The sequence below is a fragment of the Acinetobacter sp. YH1901134 genome (genome assembly GCF_013416965.1).
In the GTDB taxonomy this organism is placed as follows: Bacteria; Pseudomonadota; Gammaproteobacteria; order Pseudomonadales; family Moraxellaceae; genus Acinetobacter; species Acinetobacter amyesii.
Map to the genome: position 1 here is coordinate 214,571 of NZ_VPEW01000003.1, position 16,639 is coordinate 231,209.

Annotated in this window: 15 protein-coding genes and 4 tRNA genes; 9 read left to right on the plus strand and 10 right to left on the minus strand. The window is 39.2% G+C overall.

What is annotated here, in order from left to right; genetic code table 11:
• The first annotated feature begins 81 nt into the window (after positions 1-81).
• Together glnA and FTV50_RS02670 are read left to right on the plus strand one after the other, a co-directional pair.
• The gene (gene glnA, locus FTV50_RS02665) at positions 82-1,497 is read left to right on the plus strand and encodes a type I glutamate--ammonia ligase (RefSeq protein WP_171319222.1); all 1,416 of its coding nucleotides are present in this window, start codon (positions 82-84) and stop codon (positions 1,495-1,497) included.
• Positions 1,498-1,593: 96 nt separating this feature from the next.
• A complete protein-coding gene (locus FTV50_RS02670) occupies positions 1,594-1,872 on the plus strand; it encodes a hypothetical protein (protein ID WP_180007665.1) in 279 nt (92 codons plus the stop codon).
• An 88-nt stretch (positions 1,873-1,960) separates the two neighbouring features.
• Here the strand turns inward: FTV50_RS02670 and FTV50_RS02675 are convergent, their stop codons facing one another.
• Positions 1,961-2,872 (minus strand): polysaccharide deacetylase family protein, encoded by a 912-nt coding sequence (locus tag FTV50_RS02675; protein ID WP_180023422.1) that lies wholly within the window; start codon positions 2,870-2,872, stop codon positions 1,961-1,963.
• Positions 2,873-3,074: 202 nt separating this feature from the next.
• Between FTV50_RS02675 and FTV50_RS02680 the strand changes: the two genes are divergently transcribed.
• From FTV50_RS02680 to FTV50_RS02695, 4 genes are all read left to right on the plus strand, one after another.
• Positions 3,075-3,560, plus strand: a complete 486-nt coding sequence (locus tag FTV50_RS02680) for a chorismate lyase (protein WP_111884531.1) — start codon at positions 3,075-3,077, stop codon at positions 3,558-3,560.
• Between the two features lie 22 nt (positions 3,561-3,582).
• Positions 3,583-4,464 carry a 4-hydroxybenzoate octaprenyltransferase gene (ubiA, locus tag FTV50_RS02685; RefSeq protein ID WP_180023423.1) on the plus strand — a complete coding sequence of 294 codons (882 nt, stop codon included), beginning with the start codon at positions 3,583-3,585 and terminating at the stop codon, positions 4,462-4,464.
• A gap of 122 nt (positions 4,465-4,586) precedes the next feature.
• Positions 4,587-6,047, plus strand: coding sequence for a S9 family peptidase (locus FTV50_RS02690; RefSeq protein ID WP_180023424.1), 1,461 nt, complete (start codon positions 4,587-4,589; stop codon positions 6,045-6,047).
• A gap of 182 nt (positions 6,048-6,229) precedes the next feature.
• Complete coding sequence (locus tag FTV50_RS02695) at positions 6,230-6,490, plus strand: hypothetical protein (protein WP_180023425.1); 261 nt, start codon at positions 6,230-6,232, stop codon at positions 6,488-6,490.
• Between the two features lie 75 nt (positions 6,491-6,565).
• Here FTV50_RS02695 and FTV50_RS02700 read toward each other — a convergent pair whose 3' ends face one another.
• From FTV50_RS02700 to FTV50_RS02720, 5 genes are all read right to left on the minus strand, one after another.
• Entirely contained in the window at positions 6,566-7,048 is a 483-nt protein-coding gene (locus FTV50_RS02700; protein ID WP_218950699.1) for a DUF2726 domain-containing protein, read from the minus strand.
• Between the two features lie 22 nt (positions 7,049-7,070).
• A tRNA-Asn gene (locus tag FTV50_RS02705) sits at positions 7,071-7,146 on the minus strand.
• A 256-nt stretch (positions 7,147-7,402) separates the two neighbouring features.
• Positions 7,403-7,478: transfer RNA gene (locus FTV50_RS02710), tRNA-Asn, on the minus strand.
• Between the two features lie 217 nt (positions 7,479-7,695).
• A tRNA-Asn gene (locus tag FTV50_RS02715) sits at positions 7,696-7,771 on the minus strand.
• A 5-nt stretch (positions 7,772-7,776) separates the two neighbouring features.
• Positions 7,777-7,852 (minus strand) — tRNA-Asn (locus FTV50_RS02720).
• A 496-nt stretch (positions 7,853-8,348) separates the two neighbouring features.
• On the opposite strand from FTV50_RS02720, the gene FTV50_RS02725 reads away from it, so the two are divergent.
• The gene (locus FTV50_RS02725; protein WP_180023427.1) at positions 8,349-9,692 is read left to right on the plus strand and encodes a hypothetical protein; all 1,344 of its coding nucleotides are present in this window, start codon (positions 8,349-8,351) and stop codon (positions 9,690-9,692) included.
• 323 nt (positions 9,693-10,015) lie between these two features.
• On the opposite strand, the gene FTV50_RS02730 is transcribed toward FTV50_RS02725, so the two are convergent.
• Entirely contained in the window at positions 10,016-10,642 is a 627-nt protein-coding gene (locus tag FTV50_RS02730) for a superoxide dismutase (RefSeq protein ID WP_078192384.1), read from the minus strand.
• Positions 10,643-10,798: 156 nt separating this feature from the next.
• Positions 10,799-11,557: a Nif3-like dinuclear metal center hexameric protein gene (locus FTV50_RS02735; RefSeq protein WP_180023428.1), complete on the minus strand. Its 759-nt coding sequence runs from the start codon at positions 11,555-11,557 to the stop codon at positions 10,799-10,801.
• Between the two features lie 169 nt (positions 11,558-11,726).
• Here FTV50_RS02735 and FTV50_RS02740 point away from each other — a divergent pair, with 169 nt between their 5' ends.
• Positions 11,727-12,905, plus strand: coding sequence for a trypsin-like peptidase domain-containing protein (locus tag FTV50_RS02740; RefSeq protein ID WP_180023429.1), 1,179 nt, complete (start codon positions 11,727-11,729; stop codon positions 12,903-12,905).
• 185 nt (positions 12,906-13,090) lie between these two features.
• Entirely contained in the window at positions 13,091-13,348 is a 258-nt protein-coding gene (locus tag FTV50_RS02745; RefSeq protein ID WP_180004813.1) for a hypothetical protein, read from the plus strand.
• A gap of 104 nt (positions 13,349-13,452) precedes the next feature.
• On the opposite strand, the gene FTV50_RS02750 is transcribed toward FTV50_RS02745, so the two are convergent.
• Together FTV50_RS02750 and FTV50_RS02755 are read right to left on the minus strand one after the other, a co-directional pair.
• The gene (locus FTV50_RS02750; RefSeq protein WP_005008801.1) at positions 13,453-13,839 is read right to left on the minus strand and encodes a carboxymuconolactone decarboxylase family protein; all 387 of its coding nucleotides are present in this window, start codon (positions 13,837-13,839) and stop codon (positions 13,453-13,455) included.
• A gap of 159 nt (positions 13,840-13,998) precedes the next feature.
• A complete protein-coding gene (locus FTV50_RS02755; RefSeq protein WP_180023430.1) occupies positions 13,999-16,512 on the minus strand; it encodes an acyl-CoA dehydrogenase in 2,514 nt (837 codons plus the stop codon).
• Positions 16,513-16,639: the final 127 nt, after the last annotated feature.

Consider the following 16,639-nt stretch of genomic DNA (forward strand, 5'->3'; position numbering starts at 1 on the left):
AAAAGTTGGTACGGTAATTGCTTAATAACTACCAACTACTAACACGCACTTCAGTGTGCACAAAAAAATCATCGGAGCAAAATGAGCATGGCGAACAAGGTCCTTCAACTCATCCAAGAAAGTGGCGCAAAATGGGTCGATTTTCGCTTTACTGATACTAAGGGTAAAGAACAACACGTAACTTACCCAGCAGATTCAATCGACGAAGATACGTTTGAAGATGGCAAAATGTTTGATGGTTCTTCAATTGCTGGTTGGAAAGGCATTGAAGCATCTGACATGATCTTACGTCCAGATGCAGAAACTTGTTTTATCGACCCGTTCTTTGCAGAAGCTACAGTTGTTGTGACTTGTGATGTTATCGAACCTTCAACTGGTCAAGGTTATGAACGTGACCCACGCTCTATTGCTCGCCGTGCGGAAGAATACCTAAAATCAACTGGTATCGGTGATACAGCTTTCTTTGGTCCAGAACCAGAATTCTTCGTTTTTGACGAAGTAAAATGGGACATCGATATGTCTGGCGCGCGCCACACATTAATCGCTGAAGAAGCTGCTTGGTCTACTGGTAAAGATTACGAAGCGGGTAACTCTGGTCACCGTCCACGTGTGAAAGGTGGTTACTTCCCAGTTCCTCCTGTTGATTCTTCACAAGATATGCGTGCAGATATGTGTGCAAAAATCGAAGACATCATGGGTCCAGGTCGTGTAGAAGTACATCACCACGAAGTTGCATCTTGCCAGCTTGAAATCGGTGTAAGCTTCAACACTATGGTTCGCAAAGCGGACGAAGTTCAACAGTTCAAATATGCGGTTTGGAACGTTGCTCACCAATATGCTAAAACTGCTACGTTTATGCCTAAACCAATGGTTGGTGATAACGGTTCAGGTATGCACGTTCACATGTCGATCTCTAAAGACGGCAAGAACTTGTTTGCTGGTGATGAATACGCTGGTCTTTCAGAAATGGCGTTGTACTTCATTGGCGGTGTGATCAAACACGCTCGTTCATTGAACGCAATCACAAACCCATCAACTAACTCGTACAAACGTTTAGTACCACATTTCGAAGCACCGATTATGCTTGCTTACTCAGCACGTAACCGTTCAGCTTCTATCCGTATTCCTTACGTTTCTAGCCCTAAAGGCAAACGTATCGAAGCACGTTTCCCAGATCCAATGATGAACCCGTACTTAGGTTTCGCTGCACTTCTTATGGCTGGTCTTGACGGTATCCAAAACAAGATCCACCCAGGTGAAGCTGCTGACAAGAACTTGTATGACCTTCCTCCTGAAGAAGAAGCTAAAATCCCTACAGTGGCTCATAGCTTAGATATGGCGCTTGAAGCTCTTGCAGCTGACCACGATTACCTTCTTAAAGGTGGTGTGTTCACTAAAGAAATGCTTGATGCCTACATCGAACTTAAAACTGAAGAAGTTCGTCGTCTTAACACGACTACTCACCCAGTTGAATTCGACATGTACTACAGCTTGTAATTCTGTACAGAATTTCACTGTAAAAAGACCCGCCTTGTGCGGGTTTTTTTATGGTATGGGTTAAGATAAAACAAAGATTTGAATGAATATCTAAACATGGCAAAACCACGTAAAAAACATACCGGTTTTTTCCCTTGGATTGATCCAGCAGATCAGGCAAAGGGATTTAAACTCAACTTCTCAGAAGTGACTTATTTGGAAGTTGGGCGGACCGTTGAAGGTTATAAACAGGCTCAATTTGTCGAACTGAAAAACCCAGAGCTGGCATTGGAGTTTGATTACCCTGAAAGTTTTTATATTACCACCGAAGGACTAGTTTTGATTAAAACGCCGCAAGGCAAGTTTGAAGCCATTGCCAAGACAGATAACTTTTAATTCAACACTAAAAAATTGAACTGAAAAAATGACCTATAACATTGCAGGTCATTTTTTTATTGCGCTTTAATTGATTTGCCAATCGTCATTACAAACCATGCTGTTTTAAATTTTCGATTTCATAAGGCGCATCTTCGGCGGGGTAGCGTAAGTTTTCGAATCCTTTTGTTTTGGCAATCGACCAAATCACACTTTCACCCGCAGGGATGTTTTGACTGCGCTGTGCATATAAGGGATCTTGCAGGGCGTCTGCTGCTGAAATAAAAGTCCAGCCATGCTGCTGAAAAGCAGTAATGACATCCTTTAAAAATGCGGCATTAATAGCATTCACATGTAAAAGTAAAACATGCTGTGGCGAACGATTTATGGTGAGCTGGGCAAGTTGGTCATAATAATCTGCTCGGTGAAGCAGGTGAGCAATATATGCTTGTTTCAGACGTTCTAATTTGTCCTGATCTTGCTGTTTGGAATAGTCGAGATATTTTCGGTTATAAAACCAATCACTGGCATCTATACTCACACCGCCAATGCGGTATTGATGCTGCTCTAACCACTGATAGACAGCATCACGTTTTTCAGCGCTATTACCTTCTTTTAAAAATGGATAGCGGTAAATACGTGTGTAATTCGGCAGCGTTTTTAACACTGTATCCGCATGTTCAATGCTGTGCAGATAATCTTGTACAGCGACATTTTCTTTATTTAGATTTTGGTGCAGTGCACTATGATTGCCAATCAGATGGCCAGATTGTCCCCACGCTTGAATCAGTTGTTTACCTTGATAATCGCCAATTTTAATCAGGCTAGGGAAGACAATAGTTTTGATTTGTTGATCATGCAGATATTTTAAAATTTGGGCATTGATTTGTTCCGCTTGTGCGTTAAACGCTGGATTTAATCCATCATCAAAACTGAGCGCAATAGATTTTGCTTGAGCCGTGATATTGGCACAAAGTAAAACGAAAAAAATAAAAACATATAGCGGCTTATATGGAAACATTATGCTTGTGTAATTTGGTGGTTATCCACGACATCATACTGGGTAAGTGAGGTTTGTGTTGATTGCAAATGTAATGAAGTACTTAAGCCGTTTTGTTTTGTTCATTTTACTGAAAACAAGCTATGGGTCATGAAAAACGATGTTGAGTTGGTTACACTAAGGATTCGCTATACTCAGCAAATGCTTATAAGGGAAATGGAATATGCAGCGTCAAGCATGCGAAATGCGGGATAAAAGAATGTCTCCTGAATTAAGAACATGGTTGTATGCTTCGGGTTCATTAACTCAACAATTAACAGATTTTGCCCAAGGCGTATTTAAGGTTGAGCCAAGTATTGAGCAATTTCAACGTATGACGCTTCAAGATGCACGGTGGCTACAAATGCCAATACAGCACACAGCTTGGGTACGTGAAAGTTATTTATATGGCTGTGAAGCTGAGCCGTGGGTCAAGGCAAAAAGTATATTTCCAATCCTTAGCATACAAGGACGTGCGCGGATTTTTCAGCATATTGGTAAAAAACCGATCGGACATTTTTTATTTCAGCGTACCAATCCGAAGTGTGAGCGGCGTGTACTGTGGCTAGACGATGGTTGGACACGTCAGAGCTGTTATACTTGGCATGGTTGTAAATTTATTGTTCAGGAAACTTTTTTAGCGAGTTTTGAACAATATTTGCAGAAATAACATTACCAGATGAAGGACAATCATGGCCGTGGTGCAACAGATTACTTGGCAGCAGCGTTTAGAAGCTTATTACTATTTATGTCGCTTCGATAAGCCAATTGGCACGGAACTGGTTTTTTGGCCAACCATGTGGGCACTGTGGATTGCCAATCAAGGAACACCGCAATTCAGTATTTTGATTCCTATGATTTTGGGCACGATATTTATGCGTGCAGCAGGTTGTGCGATTAATGACTTTGCTGACCGTAAAGTCGATGGTGCTGTGGAAAGAACCAAACATCGTCCTTTAGCGACAGGCGTAATTAGTGCTAAAGAAGCCATATATGTGTTCTTGATCTTGGTGCTTGCTAGCGCATGTATGTTGTTCTTTTTACCGATAGAAACTTTTTATTGGTCCTTTGGGGCATTGTTTTTAGCGTTCATTTATCCCTTTATGAAACGCTACACGCATCTGCCACAAGTATTTTTAGGCGCGGCATTTTCATGGTCGATTCCTATGGCCTATACCGCTGTGGGGCAAACACCTGATTTAACGTGTTGGTTATTGTACTTTGGTAATTTGGCGTGGACGGTTGCGTATGATACACAATATGCCATTACTGACCGTGAATATGATTTGAAAATTGGCGTGAAATCGACTGCGATTTTATTTGGTAAATACGATATTGAAATCATTTCATTATTGCAGGTGCTTAGTATTGTATTGATTGCTATTGCGCTGTATTTAGAAGATCTCTTGATGCCATTCGGTTTGGTCGCGTTATTGGCTGTGGCTGCCGATTTTATTTACCAGTGGACTAAAACCAGAGGCCGTGATCCGCAGTTATGTTTTTGGGCGTTTCGCCATAACCGTTGGGTAGGGTTTATGATTTTTATTGGAATTTTTATGGCATTGGCTCTTTAATGTCATTGATCTGAAACTTTTTAAAATAAACTAAAGCATCCTATTCGGGTGCTTTTTTTTATGCATTAATAAAAAGGCATGTAGTTTCATGTTTAAAGAATAATGATTAAAAAGGATATTTTATGAAACGTTCAAAAATAGCATTGGCTTTGACAGTTGCAGTTTCTATGCTGTCTTTAACCGCGTGTAATGACGATGATAATGACTCATCATCTTCGAATCAAAAATCAACATTTGTGTCTGAAGCAAATTATGCTTTCAATACAGTAGACAATACATCGTCCATTAAAGTCATGACCTATAACATGACTAATGTACAGGGGAAAGCAGCGACTGCAACAGCCTTGGTATTATTTCCAAAAGCTACACAACCTAAAGATGGGTATCGCGTTGTGGTGTGGGAGCATGGAACAGTTGGAGCAGGAGATGAGTGTGCGCCAAGTAAAAATGTAATTCATCCACGTTTTAAAATTCTAGCCAACACGCTTATGGCGGCAGGTTATGTAATTGTGGCACCAGACTATGAGGGTTTAGGAACCAAGGGAGTTCATCCATACCTTAATTTATCAAGTGCGGCAAATTCGGCGCTTGCTGCAGTTAAAGCGGCAAAAGAACATTATGGTAAGCAACTCAATGGTCAGTGGATGTCGATTGGTCAATCGCAAGGTGGTCATGCATCCTTAGGCACGGCGGAATTTGCGAATACCGATACTAACTATAAAGGTGCAGTAGCAGCCGCACCTGCGTCGAGTTTAGGCACGATTATTAAGATTTACTTAGATCCAAAACTAAATGTAGATGCAAATGGTCAACCTAAAGCCCATGGATTGAATAGATTGGATGAACAGTTGGCACAAGTGCGTTATGCACTTAGTATGGGGCAGCTTTCTGAGGTTCAAGCACAGGCGTTAATTGATCAAATTGCAGATGGCTATGCTGAGCTTTTGGCATATGCTGCATTGACCAGTTCGGGTATTAAAGCCTATGAGCCAAATTATGATTTAAAAAATATTTTTACTGCTGATGCTGGTGTTATTGCAGAAAAAGCCTATGGACGTACAGGAGATGACGGTGCATGTTTAAGTTATGCTGATCCAAATGGCGCAAATGGTTTGCAAGAACAGTTTAAAGCAGCTGTGATTGAATTTTTAAAGGATCCAACGCATACAGTTTCACAGTATGGAATTGATCTGAATAAAATTGATACTGATCCTGTTGTTCAGAAATTTTTAAATGATAATCAGCCAGCGACAAATGCAACTGCTGCCAAAGTAATTAAAGCGCCTGTGTATATTATTCAAGGTGCAAATGATCAGGCAGTTATTCCTGTGGTTACGCAAGCGCTATTTGCAAATATGAAAACACAAGCGAAGAAGTATTTCCCAGATGCAAATTATGCTGAAGGTTATCAATTAGACGTTGTGCCAAGTGCAAGTCATACACAGGCGATTATCTGTAGAAATGCGCAAGCGGTCGAATTTATTCAAGCTAAAATGTCTGCAGGTACAGGTATTGTCTTAACCAATGAGCAAAAAGATGCAAGTCAAAGTCCACATTGTAAGGGGGTAGCTGCTTCAAGCTAAGTTTTTTTAATAATAAAAAAGGAGCATGTCTCCTTTTTTTTTGCATATAGGATTATTAATCATTCAATCCTTAAAAATGAGGGGCACAGTTAGTTCGAGCAAAGAATGTTATGAATACTTGAGCGAATTTTGTTTTTTGCTATATTGGGCGTCGAATTATTTATGTATATGAAAGAATAGTTATGCCTGAAGTTAAGCCAAAACCCAATACCAAAAAGATGATCACTCTGATGGCACTTGGGCTATTGATTCCTATATTTTTGGTCAGCATGGCTTTTCTTGCAGTCAATAGTGATGCCAAAAACCAAGAAAAATATAAGCAACAACAAGCTGAAATGATTGAGCGCATTAAAGCAAAAGAAGCACAAGATGAGGCTTTGGCTGCTGAGGCTGACCAAGCAGTATCGGAAGTGCTGGCAGCTCAAGAGTCAAATGCTCAATAAAATTCTGCTTACATTATGGATGTGAAGGCAATGCGCATTCACCCAATGTTTGATTGTACTTTACGTATTTAACAACTATTTATTTACATCATGCCTGAGCGTGTGAACTGTTGGAATACTGGTGTAGCGGATTACACGGTAGCCAGCTTCTTCAAGCATTGCATCACGTTCAGCATCTTCTTGCTCTTTGCCTATATGACTGGGGTCATCTAGTTCGATAATCACAAGCACATTATAAGTTTGGTCAAGTATGACAAAATCAGTGACTTTTCGATTAAATCTATTTCTGATTTTGTAATTTTGAGTGGTGATCAGTGCACTAAAAGCCACTTGGGCTAAAATGTAGTAGTTCGGAAATGCTTCATTTAAACGATGAAACATCTTACTTTCAAAGGCAGTGATTACACGACGTGGGAAATACTTTTGTCTGCTTCTAAACAGTCTGGGAAAGACTAAGTAGACAAGGGCAAAAGTTGCCAAGCAACCAATAATAAAAAATGTAAACTGACTGAGATTTGGCACGAAATAAACTACATATATGAAAAAAGCCCACGTCATGATGCGTGGGCTTTTTAGAATTTGGCTCTCCAACCTGGGCTCGAACCAGGGACCTGCGGATTAACAGTCCGTCGCTCTACCGACTGAGCTATTGGAGAATCTGCACGCATTCTATGGGGCAAATGCAGTGAGGTCAAGTCAGAATTGCAAAAAATAAGGAAATTTAGGCTGAATGTATTAAATATAAACACCTTTAATATAAAGCGTTTTTAAAACTTAAGCTCTGACTATTCTTTCTAATGTGGTCGGAGAGCTAAGTGATTAGCTTAGGTCATAGAGCAAGTTATACTTATCTTAAAACAAAAGTCAGAGCATAAAAAAAGCCCACGACATAATGCGTGGGCTTTTAGAATTTGGCTCTCCAACCTGGGCTCGAACCAGGGACCTGCGGATTAACAGTCCGTCGCTCTACCGACTGAGCTATTGGAGAATCTGAAGTGGATTCTAAAGATGTATGGGAGGGTGGTCAAGCCTGATTTAAATAAAATACTTAAAAATCAAATTAAGTGTTTTAAAAATAGCCGAATCAGACAACTTGGTAAATATACGGATACTTTTTAGGAAAGCAAAAACAAAAAAGTAGGTATGCTTTGTTAAATATCAGGCAATAAAAAACCCACTTCGCAATGAGTGGGCTTTTTAGAATCTGGCTCTTCCACCTGGGCTCGAACCAGGGACCTGCGGATTAACAGTCCGTCGCTCTACCGACTGAGCTATGGAAGAATAGATGGCTCTCCAACCTGGGCTCGAACCAGGGACCTGCGGATTAACAGTCCGTCGCTCTACCGACTGAGCTATTGGAGAATCTGATGCGCATTTTAGGGATGAAAGCTAAAGCGGTCAAGTAAAAATAAAAGATAAAGCGCTTAAATGTTTTTTTATTATCCAAAGATGAGTTTCTTGCTTATTTATTGATTATTTTAAGCTTTTGTTGCGTTAAACCCTATTAGAATACTTTAACAATTATAGTTAATAGAGTGATGGATGGAATGGTGGGTAAGGTTGCGTTAGATCGCTATTCTAGTTCTGAACATGCTGAGAGCAGTATGTACTGTCATTTCGGATGACCTTTATTATATTGAAATAGTTAATAATTAGTCGGTAAATTCCAGTTTTTTTAATTAATTAGCAGATTTTTTTAATAATTTTTAGATAAATAAATCTTCTAAGTACACAAATGGCTTAGCTTCCTGTATAAGAACAAAACAAAGTTTCATGAAATGTTATTGAATATTTAAAAAAGTATTCTAAATTCAATATTTTATAAAATTTAAAAGTTTATTTTTACATAGGGATTTATATGTTTCACATTGGAAGAAAATTATTAACTTCAACTCTCTTATCTATTTTATTAGTCGCATGCGGTGGAGGTGGAGGAGAAAGTAGTCCAACGTCATCAGAAACATCTGTGCCTAAGCCTATTGAAGAAACTTCTGTACTAAGTCCAGATTTGACACATGGCTATTTTGAAATTGAAAATTCTGGCATTGCTAATCACTCAACTATCAAGTTTTCACCATTTCACACAGATAGTGTGATTGAAGCATCTGCTACTAACAATAATATGTGGAATCTAGAAATTCTTACACCAAGCAATGATTTGTCTGCCCATATTAATAATTTGGCGGGTCTTTATTTTTATCCTGATGACGATAAAGTTGGAGTTTTTAGCTATTCGGAAAATGCTAACGGGTATCTGCGGGTTCAATGTCAAAATTCATGCAGTGATATATTTTCTTATAAAATTGAAAAGCAGAGTAATGGCAAAACTTATTTTATTATAGATGCACATGGTTCTATAACAGGACGTTTAAATAATATTGGCTTTGCATCTACAGCTAAAATTAAAGGCTCTGTTAAGTTTGAAGTAAATTCTGATTGGCCAGTATGGGATAGCAAACGATTTAATGAATATCCTGCGAAATCAGACTTAATTGTTAATGGTAAACCTGCAACAATAGAAAAATTTTTGGATTGGAAAACTAGTTCTGTTTTAAGTTTTACGACCGATAAAGAATATTATTTTAATTTTAATAATCCTTTTGATATTGATCATGATAGATTTATCTTAACAGAGGGGAATTATTTCAGTAATGAGCAACCTAAAGATGTGTACATATATAAAGGTTACTTCAATCGAGATTTTACATTAAATACAGATTATAAAAATGGTATAACGACCTTTAAATTCATCAATAACTTATTTACTAACCCTGTTGAATATACTGCGTCTCCAGACTTAAAAGTATCTGGAGGTTTTGTGAAAAAAATTCCTTATGGTCAAGTCATTGCAGGAGATGAAGTTTTTAAAATTGATGAAACTGTTTCAGCAGTTGCATATGCAGAGAATGAAAGTAAATATTATCGTTTTATGAGTCGAGATAAGCAATCTGATCTAGAGTTCACAGTGAAATACGATACTATAACTAAAAATGTAAATGTAGCTTATCAAAGACCACAGAAGGGTCAATTAAATGTGAATATCTATCTGAAATGGAACTGTAAATTGACGAATAATCATTGTAGTGGTGTAACTGTCAATGATTCAGAGGGAACTATAGAATTTAAAAACGTGCAGTTAGATGATGGTCGTCTAATAAATGGCAAGTTTGGTCATTTAGGCGTAAATGATCTCTTAAGGTAATAATTGCGTAGTTATACTCTCAAAAATATAACTATGGTAATTCTCCTACAATTAATTTAATACATAGTATTTGAAAACACCTTAATTTTAATAAATTTCAGAATCTTGTGTTGGGAAAGGCCATAACTACGGATTTTAAATTTTTTAAATGTTTATCATGCAACATGGGAAAAATAGTCCATGTTGCATAGATTTTTTTAGCTTCACTGAAACTAAAAAAAGAAACAGAAGTTCTAATAACTTTTTATAAATTTAGAATTATAGAACCCATAAAAAATCACCCTAAAAGGGTGATTTTTTTACTTTAAAATAAGTTTTAAAACTTATTTTTCAACGCCAGCAGCTTGACCTGCATATTTAGCGTTTGCATAGTCCCAGTTCACTAGGCTTTCTAAGAAAGTAGAGATGTATTTAGGACGAGCGTTACGGAAGTCGATGTAGTAAGCATGTTCCCAAACGTCGATAGTCAACACTGCAACTTTACCGTGAGCAAGTGGAGTGTCAGCATTTGAAGTTTTAAGGATAGAAAGGTTACCGTTTACTTCGTCAGCAACTAACCAAGCCCAACCTGAACCGAACTGAGTTGCAGCAGCATTTGCAAATTCTTCAGCGAATTTTTCGTAAGAACCGAAAGCTTCGTCTATTTTAGCTGCTAAAGCGCCAGTAGCTTTACCGCCACCGTTTTTAGCCATACAGTTCCAGTAGAATGTGTGGTTCCATACTTGAGCTGCATTGTTGAAGATACCAGCTTTAGAAGCATCGCCTTTAACAGCAGTGATGATTTCTTCTAAAGTTTTGCCAGCAAGGTCAGTACCTTCAATTGCTTTGTTTAGGTTAACCACATAAGTATTGTGGTGTTTGTCGTGATGGTATTCTAAAGTTTCTTTGCTGATGTGCGGAGCAAGATCTTCGTAACCGTAAGGTAACGCTGGTAAAGTAATCGTTGTCATGTTTTCAATTCCTTGCATTTTGCTGGGTTTTGACATTAAGTGCCGTTATTGTAATAGATTCTTGCAGTAAAATGCGCATTGCTTATAAATAACAATACAGAATAAAGCCTGAAAATATACGTATAAGGACTGAGCCAAAGACCAGAACGATTTAAATTAAATCGGGTTGTTTAATTCGAAATAACTATACTCAATATTGAACTGTTCTGAAATAGCTTTTGCGAGTCGTTGTACACCATATCTTTCAGTTGCATGATGTCCACATGCATAATAATGCACATTTAATTCTTCAGCTTCGTAAAAAGTACGTTCACTAACTTCACCTGAAATGTACGCATCACAATCTAATGCAGCGGCTTTGCCAATAAAGTCCTGTGCGCCGCCCGTACAAAAACCAATTTTTTGAATCGATGGTTTATCTGCCGGCAGGTGAATGACATCAAATCCTAATTTTTCAGAAACAAAGTCTTTAAACGCTGTTGGAGTCATTGCTTGTTTTAAATAACCAACATTGCCAATAGGATTGCGCTCAGTAGGATCTAAGGCTTCAATATTCTCTAATTCGAGCAAATCAGCTATCGCTGCATTATTACCTAAAGTAGGGTGACTATCTAAAGGTAAGTGATAACCTACGAGTGAAATATCTTTTTTGATCAGGCTTTTGATGCGTTTGCCGCGCATACCAGTGATTGGGTAAGCTTCACCTTTCCAAAAATAACCATGATGTACCAATAACAAATCAGCATTTGCTGCGATTGCGGCTTCAATCGCAGTTTGTGATGCGGTAACTGCACATAAAATTTTATGCACTTCTGCTGAGCCTTCAATTTGCAAGCCATTGGGAGCATAGTCCTTAAATTCATGTGCTTTGAGTGTGCTGTCACACCACTGAATAATTTCACTTAACTGAGCCATATACTGTCCAAAATCTCAAAGAGATGCATCAAAATTTACGATTGTTTAAATTGTAACTAAAGAATCACAAATCTCTGTGTTTATTTTTAAGTTTGTTGAAAATATTACATTACAATACGATATTAATTATTTAGCCATCAATGAATTATAAAATTTAGAGGATATAGACGTGCGTCGGACCTTTACATGGTTACCTTGGGTATTATTAATACTTGTGATCATCGGTTTCTTTACATGGCAACAGGTTCAAAAACCTAAAGCACCCATTGCCCCAGATGGGGTTAAAATGCCTGCAGAAAAGGTTGAGCCCCTCATTGATACTTCGCGTACAGGCGGTGTAGTTTCGTATAGTGCTGCGGTAAAAGTTGCTGCTCCAGCGGTTGTCAATATTTTCACTACGCAAAAAGTGAAACAATTGGATCATCCTTTATTAAATGATCCTGTTTACCGTGAGTTTTTTGGTAATCAACTTCCAGATCAAACCAATCAAAACGAAAATAGTTTAGGTTCAGGTGTGATTGTTCGTCCAGATGGCTATATTTTGACGAATAACCATGTGATTGCGCAGGCCGATCAGATCGTTGTGGCTTTACATGATGGACGTCGTGCTGAAGCGAAAGTTGTGGGCACAGACCCAGATACAGACTTAGCTGTGATTAAGATTGAAATGAGTCAATTACCGGTTTTACCGTTTAAGCTAAGTGGCAATGAAGTCGGTGATGTCGTCCTAGCGATTGGTAACCCTTTTGGCGTAGGTCAGACGGTTACACAAGGGATTATCTCAGCTACAGGTCGTTCAGATTTGGGAATCAACACTTACGAAGACTTTATTCAAACAGATGCGGCGATCAACCCCGGTAACTCTGGTGGTGCTTTAATTGATGTTGCAGGGAACTTAATTGGTGTAAATACCGCGATCTTCTCGCAGTCAGGTGGCTCTTTGGGGATTGGTTTTGCTATTCCTGCAAAAGTATGTCAACAAGTGCTGAACGCTATTTTAAAAGATGGGCGAGTGGTTCGTGGTTGGTTAGGTATTAGTTTACTTCCAATTAAACAAGAAAATATTTTAGATCCACGTGTGAATGGTGTGATTGTTGCAGATGTCATTCGTAATGGACCTGCAGCACTAGCAGGTTTAAAACGTGGTGATAAAATCATGAAAGTGAATAATGAGCTGATTACCTCGACCTCACATTTAATCAATTACGTTGCACAGCAAGCGCCATTGAGCACTATGCAAATTGATATTGAGCGAGATGGTAAGGCGATGACATTGCCGGTACAAGTAGGAGAGCGTAAACCGCAAACTCAAAACAGTGACTCGCAATATATTCCATTACCACGTTAGTATAGAAAATCCCTCTTCATGAGGGATTTTTTTTGAGTTCCTTTTTTGCACATCGCTTTTAAGTGCATCGTTTGGGCCAAACAATGCGCTTTGAAATTGAAATATCAATTACAAAAATGCATTGCACGCTTTGCTGAATTTGGCTTAATTTATAAGCAATAATAATTAGATAAGCGTATAAGAATATGAGCTTTTTACCCGCAGAATATGCCAAAGTTTTATCCAGTCAAGCCAATTTAGATATCGCCTTATATAAGACACGTTTGGCTTTGCTGATTGAGGAAAATGCCAAACAGGGGAATACCGCCGTATTTACGGTTTTACCCAAGCATTTAGCTTTAGAAGAGATTCGAAGTTTATCTGCTGAGCTTACAGAATTGGGATATCAAGTTCGATTTGAAGTGAATGAATTCTTCTATAATTTTAATGTCTACTGGATTTGATTCGGAATTCACGACATTTAAGGTCGTAAGTTAAAAACAAGATGAAAACCTTTAGAAAACCACGATAATCGTAGTTTTCTAAAGCCGTTTTATAACGCAGTAACTTATTCAGATTTTTGATAGTCATTAATGACTTCAAGTGCCGCACGAAAGGCTTCTTGAGTCGCCGGTGCGCCACAATATGGCAAACTATGAAGTAACACTTCCTGAATTTCTTCTACAGTCGCCCCATTATTTAAAGCACCTCGGACATGACCCTTGAGTTCTGTTGGACTTTTTTGTGCAGTTAAAAATGCAATGGTAATCAGTGAGCGATATTTACGGGGTAAAACGCCTTCACGCTGCCAAGTTGAACCCCATGCATGCTCATTAATCCAATCTTGCAAAGGTTGAGTAAATGGCACGGTATTGTCTTGAGCACGTTTAACGAAACTTTCACCCATAACTTCAGTACGAACTTTTAAGCCATTTTCATAATCTTGTTGTGACATGTAGCAAACCCTCTGTGATGTAATTTTGCAGTACAGCCTATACCTTTGACTCTGCGATACCATTGGCTGATGGTCGTATAAAAAAGCCATCCCATTGTTTAACAGTGGAATGGCTTTTATTTTGAGAAAAATAAAGCTTAAAAGCGATGCAGAAGCTGATTAATAACGCAGGAAGGCTTCTGGTTCATCAACGGTGTGTTGTTGCTTTTTCACTTCTGGTGAAACGGTTAAATGTGGATTGGATAGCTCAAGTTCGTGGATGAGCTGCATGTCAAATACATCTGTGAGCATGCTGTCATAGCGTTGAATGTTGTAAGTGCTGAGCTGTTCAGCTTCAGAGGCTGTAATGACTTTTTGTGCAATTGCATCGGCTATATGTGCTTCAAAAGTTAAACCTTTAAATTGGCCTTTAGATTCAGCTTTTTTAAAATGGTTCCACAGCGGTTCAATTTTCAACAATTGTAAAAAGGCATTTTCCATACGACCAGAAACTTCATCTGCTGCTGTGCTGTAATACACGTGCTTTTTCAGTTCTTGGCGGAAAGTATTGTCTAGCATCATTTGAGTGGCAACTTCACGTTTTAAACGGTCTGTCGGTTTGGCAACAACTCGTCCAAACGGAAAGCAGATGATTTTTACTACGCTTGCTGCCAGCCGCATTGGGAAGTTGTCAAATAAGCCCTGGAAAGCTTCTTCAACATTGTACAAAGCTTTATCTAATGCAAGTTGCGCATGTAATTGTTCAGCTTCACTTCTTTGACCTTGTTCATAATATTTAAGAATAGCCGTTGCTATAAATAAATAAGAGTGAATGTCTGCAAGTCGGCCCGAAAGCATTTCTTTACGTTTAATATCACCGGCTAATAGGCCAAGACACATATCTGCAGTCAGCGCGAAATCGGCACTGAATCGATTAATTTTTTTATAGTAGGGGCGGCTAAATTCATCTGCTGAAGCTGGTGAGTCGGATGGGCCACCTGTGAACGCATAAGCAAAGGCGCGTGCAGTTCGGTTAAAGGTATAGCCTAAGTGCTTAAAGAGCATTTCATTGAATGTATTGAGTGCAGCGTTTTTATCTTCGGCTTGAAGTAATTGTAGCTCTTCAAATAAATATGGATGGCACCGCATTGAGCCTTGTCCAAAAATCATCAGAGAGCGACTTAGAATATTGGCGCCTTCGACGGTAATTGACACAGGAATGGCTTGATAATTCAAAGCTAAAAAATTACGAGGTCCCATTTGCACGGCACGTCCACCGACGATGTCCATGCCATGATTGACTACTTTACGCATGGTTTCAGTGGCATAGTATTTGGCCATTGCAGTCATTACAGCAGGTTTGCCGCCTTGGTTTAAACCACAAGTCACCAAATAGCGAAATGCTTCAAGCATATAAGCATCTGATGCGATATCACTCGAAGCTTCTTGTACACCTTCAAAATTACCTACAGAAATTTTAAACTGCTGACGAACTTTGGCAAATGCACCGACATTTAAATATGCCATTTCTCCGGCTGCCGTTGACAAAGCTGGGAGTGAAATACCACGACCGACCGCTAAGCATTCCATCAGCATACGCCAGCCTTTACCGGCATTTTCTATCCCACCAATGATCCAGTCTAAGGGAATAAAGACATCTTTACCTTCAACTGTCCCATTCATAAATGGTGAGCCTGGATTATGACGAGGGCCTGTAATGACACCGTCATGACTCGCCGGTAGCAGCGCGCAGGTGATGCCATATTCCGTTTTATTTTTATCTCCCAATAAGCCATCTGGATCGTATAACTTAAATGCCAGACCAATGACGGTGGCAATTGGTGCAAGGGTAATCCAGCGTTTGGAGAAGTTCATGTTTAAGCCGAGCACTTGTTGTCCCTCAAAAGTGCCATAACAGACGACACCTGTATCTGGAATGGCGCCTGCATCTGAGCCTGCTTCAGGGCTGGTGAGTCCAAAACATGGAATTTCTTCACCTTTTGCAAGGCCAGGGAGGTATCTGTCTTTTTGTGCTTCGGTACCATAGTGTAGAAGTAATTCCCCCGGTCCAAGAGAGTTGGGCACCATACAACTGACTGCGGCAGTCAGTGATCGAGATGCAATCTTGCTCATGACACGGCTTTGTGCAAATGAACTAAATTCACGTCCTCCATACGATTTTGGAATCACCAGTCCTAAGAAGCCATTATCTTTAATGAATTGCCAAGCTTCTGGTGGGAGGTCTTTATGTTTATGGTGAATATCCCACTCGTTGAGCATGGCACAAAGTTGCTCGACTTCATTATCAATGAAGGATTGTTCTTCAGCGCTGAGCTGAGGGTAGGGATAAGCCTCAAATTTTTTCCAATCAGGCGCGCCCATAAATAGCTCTTTTTCCCACCAACTTGTTCCTGCATCTAATGCTTCACGTTCCGTAATACTCATACTCGGCATCGCATTTGCTAAGGTTTTATAGGCAGGTTTGGTGAGCAGATTGAGCCGCAGTGGGTCAATCAACACAATTAAACTTAAAGCAATAAGCGGGATGCCAAGTATTAATGACCATGGGGTTAAAAAGGCGAGTGCAATTGAAACAAATATCAGTGTTATTGCACCTACAGCTCGTGAAAGTTCAAAGAAAAAAACGGCCCAAAGAGCAAAAATAAAGAGTACTGCACTGAGTATAAATAGCATTTGTTATGGCTCCAGTGACAAGGGCCAGAGCGTTATGCGTTTAAAACAGCCTACATGCGTTTAAAAATGATCTCATCTTTTGTCTTTCTGATTTTAAAGTGCATGAGACTGTCAAAATGGCATCACT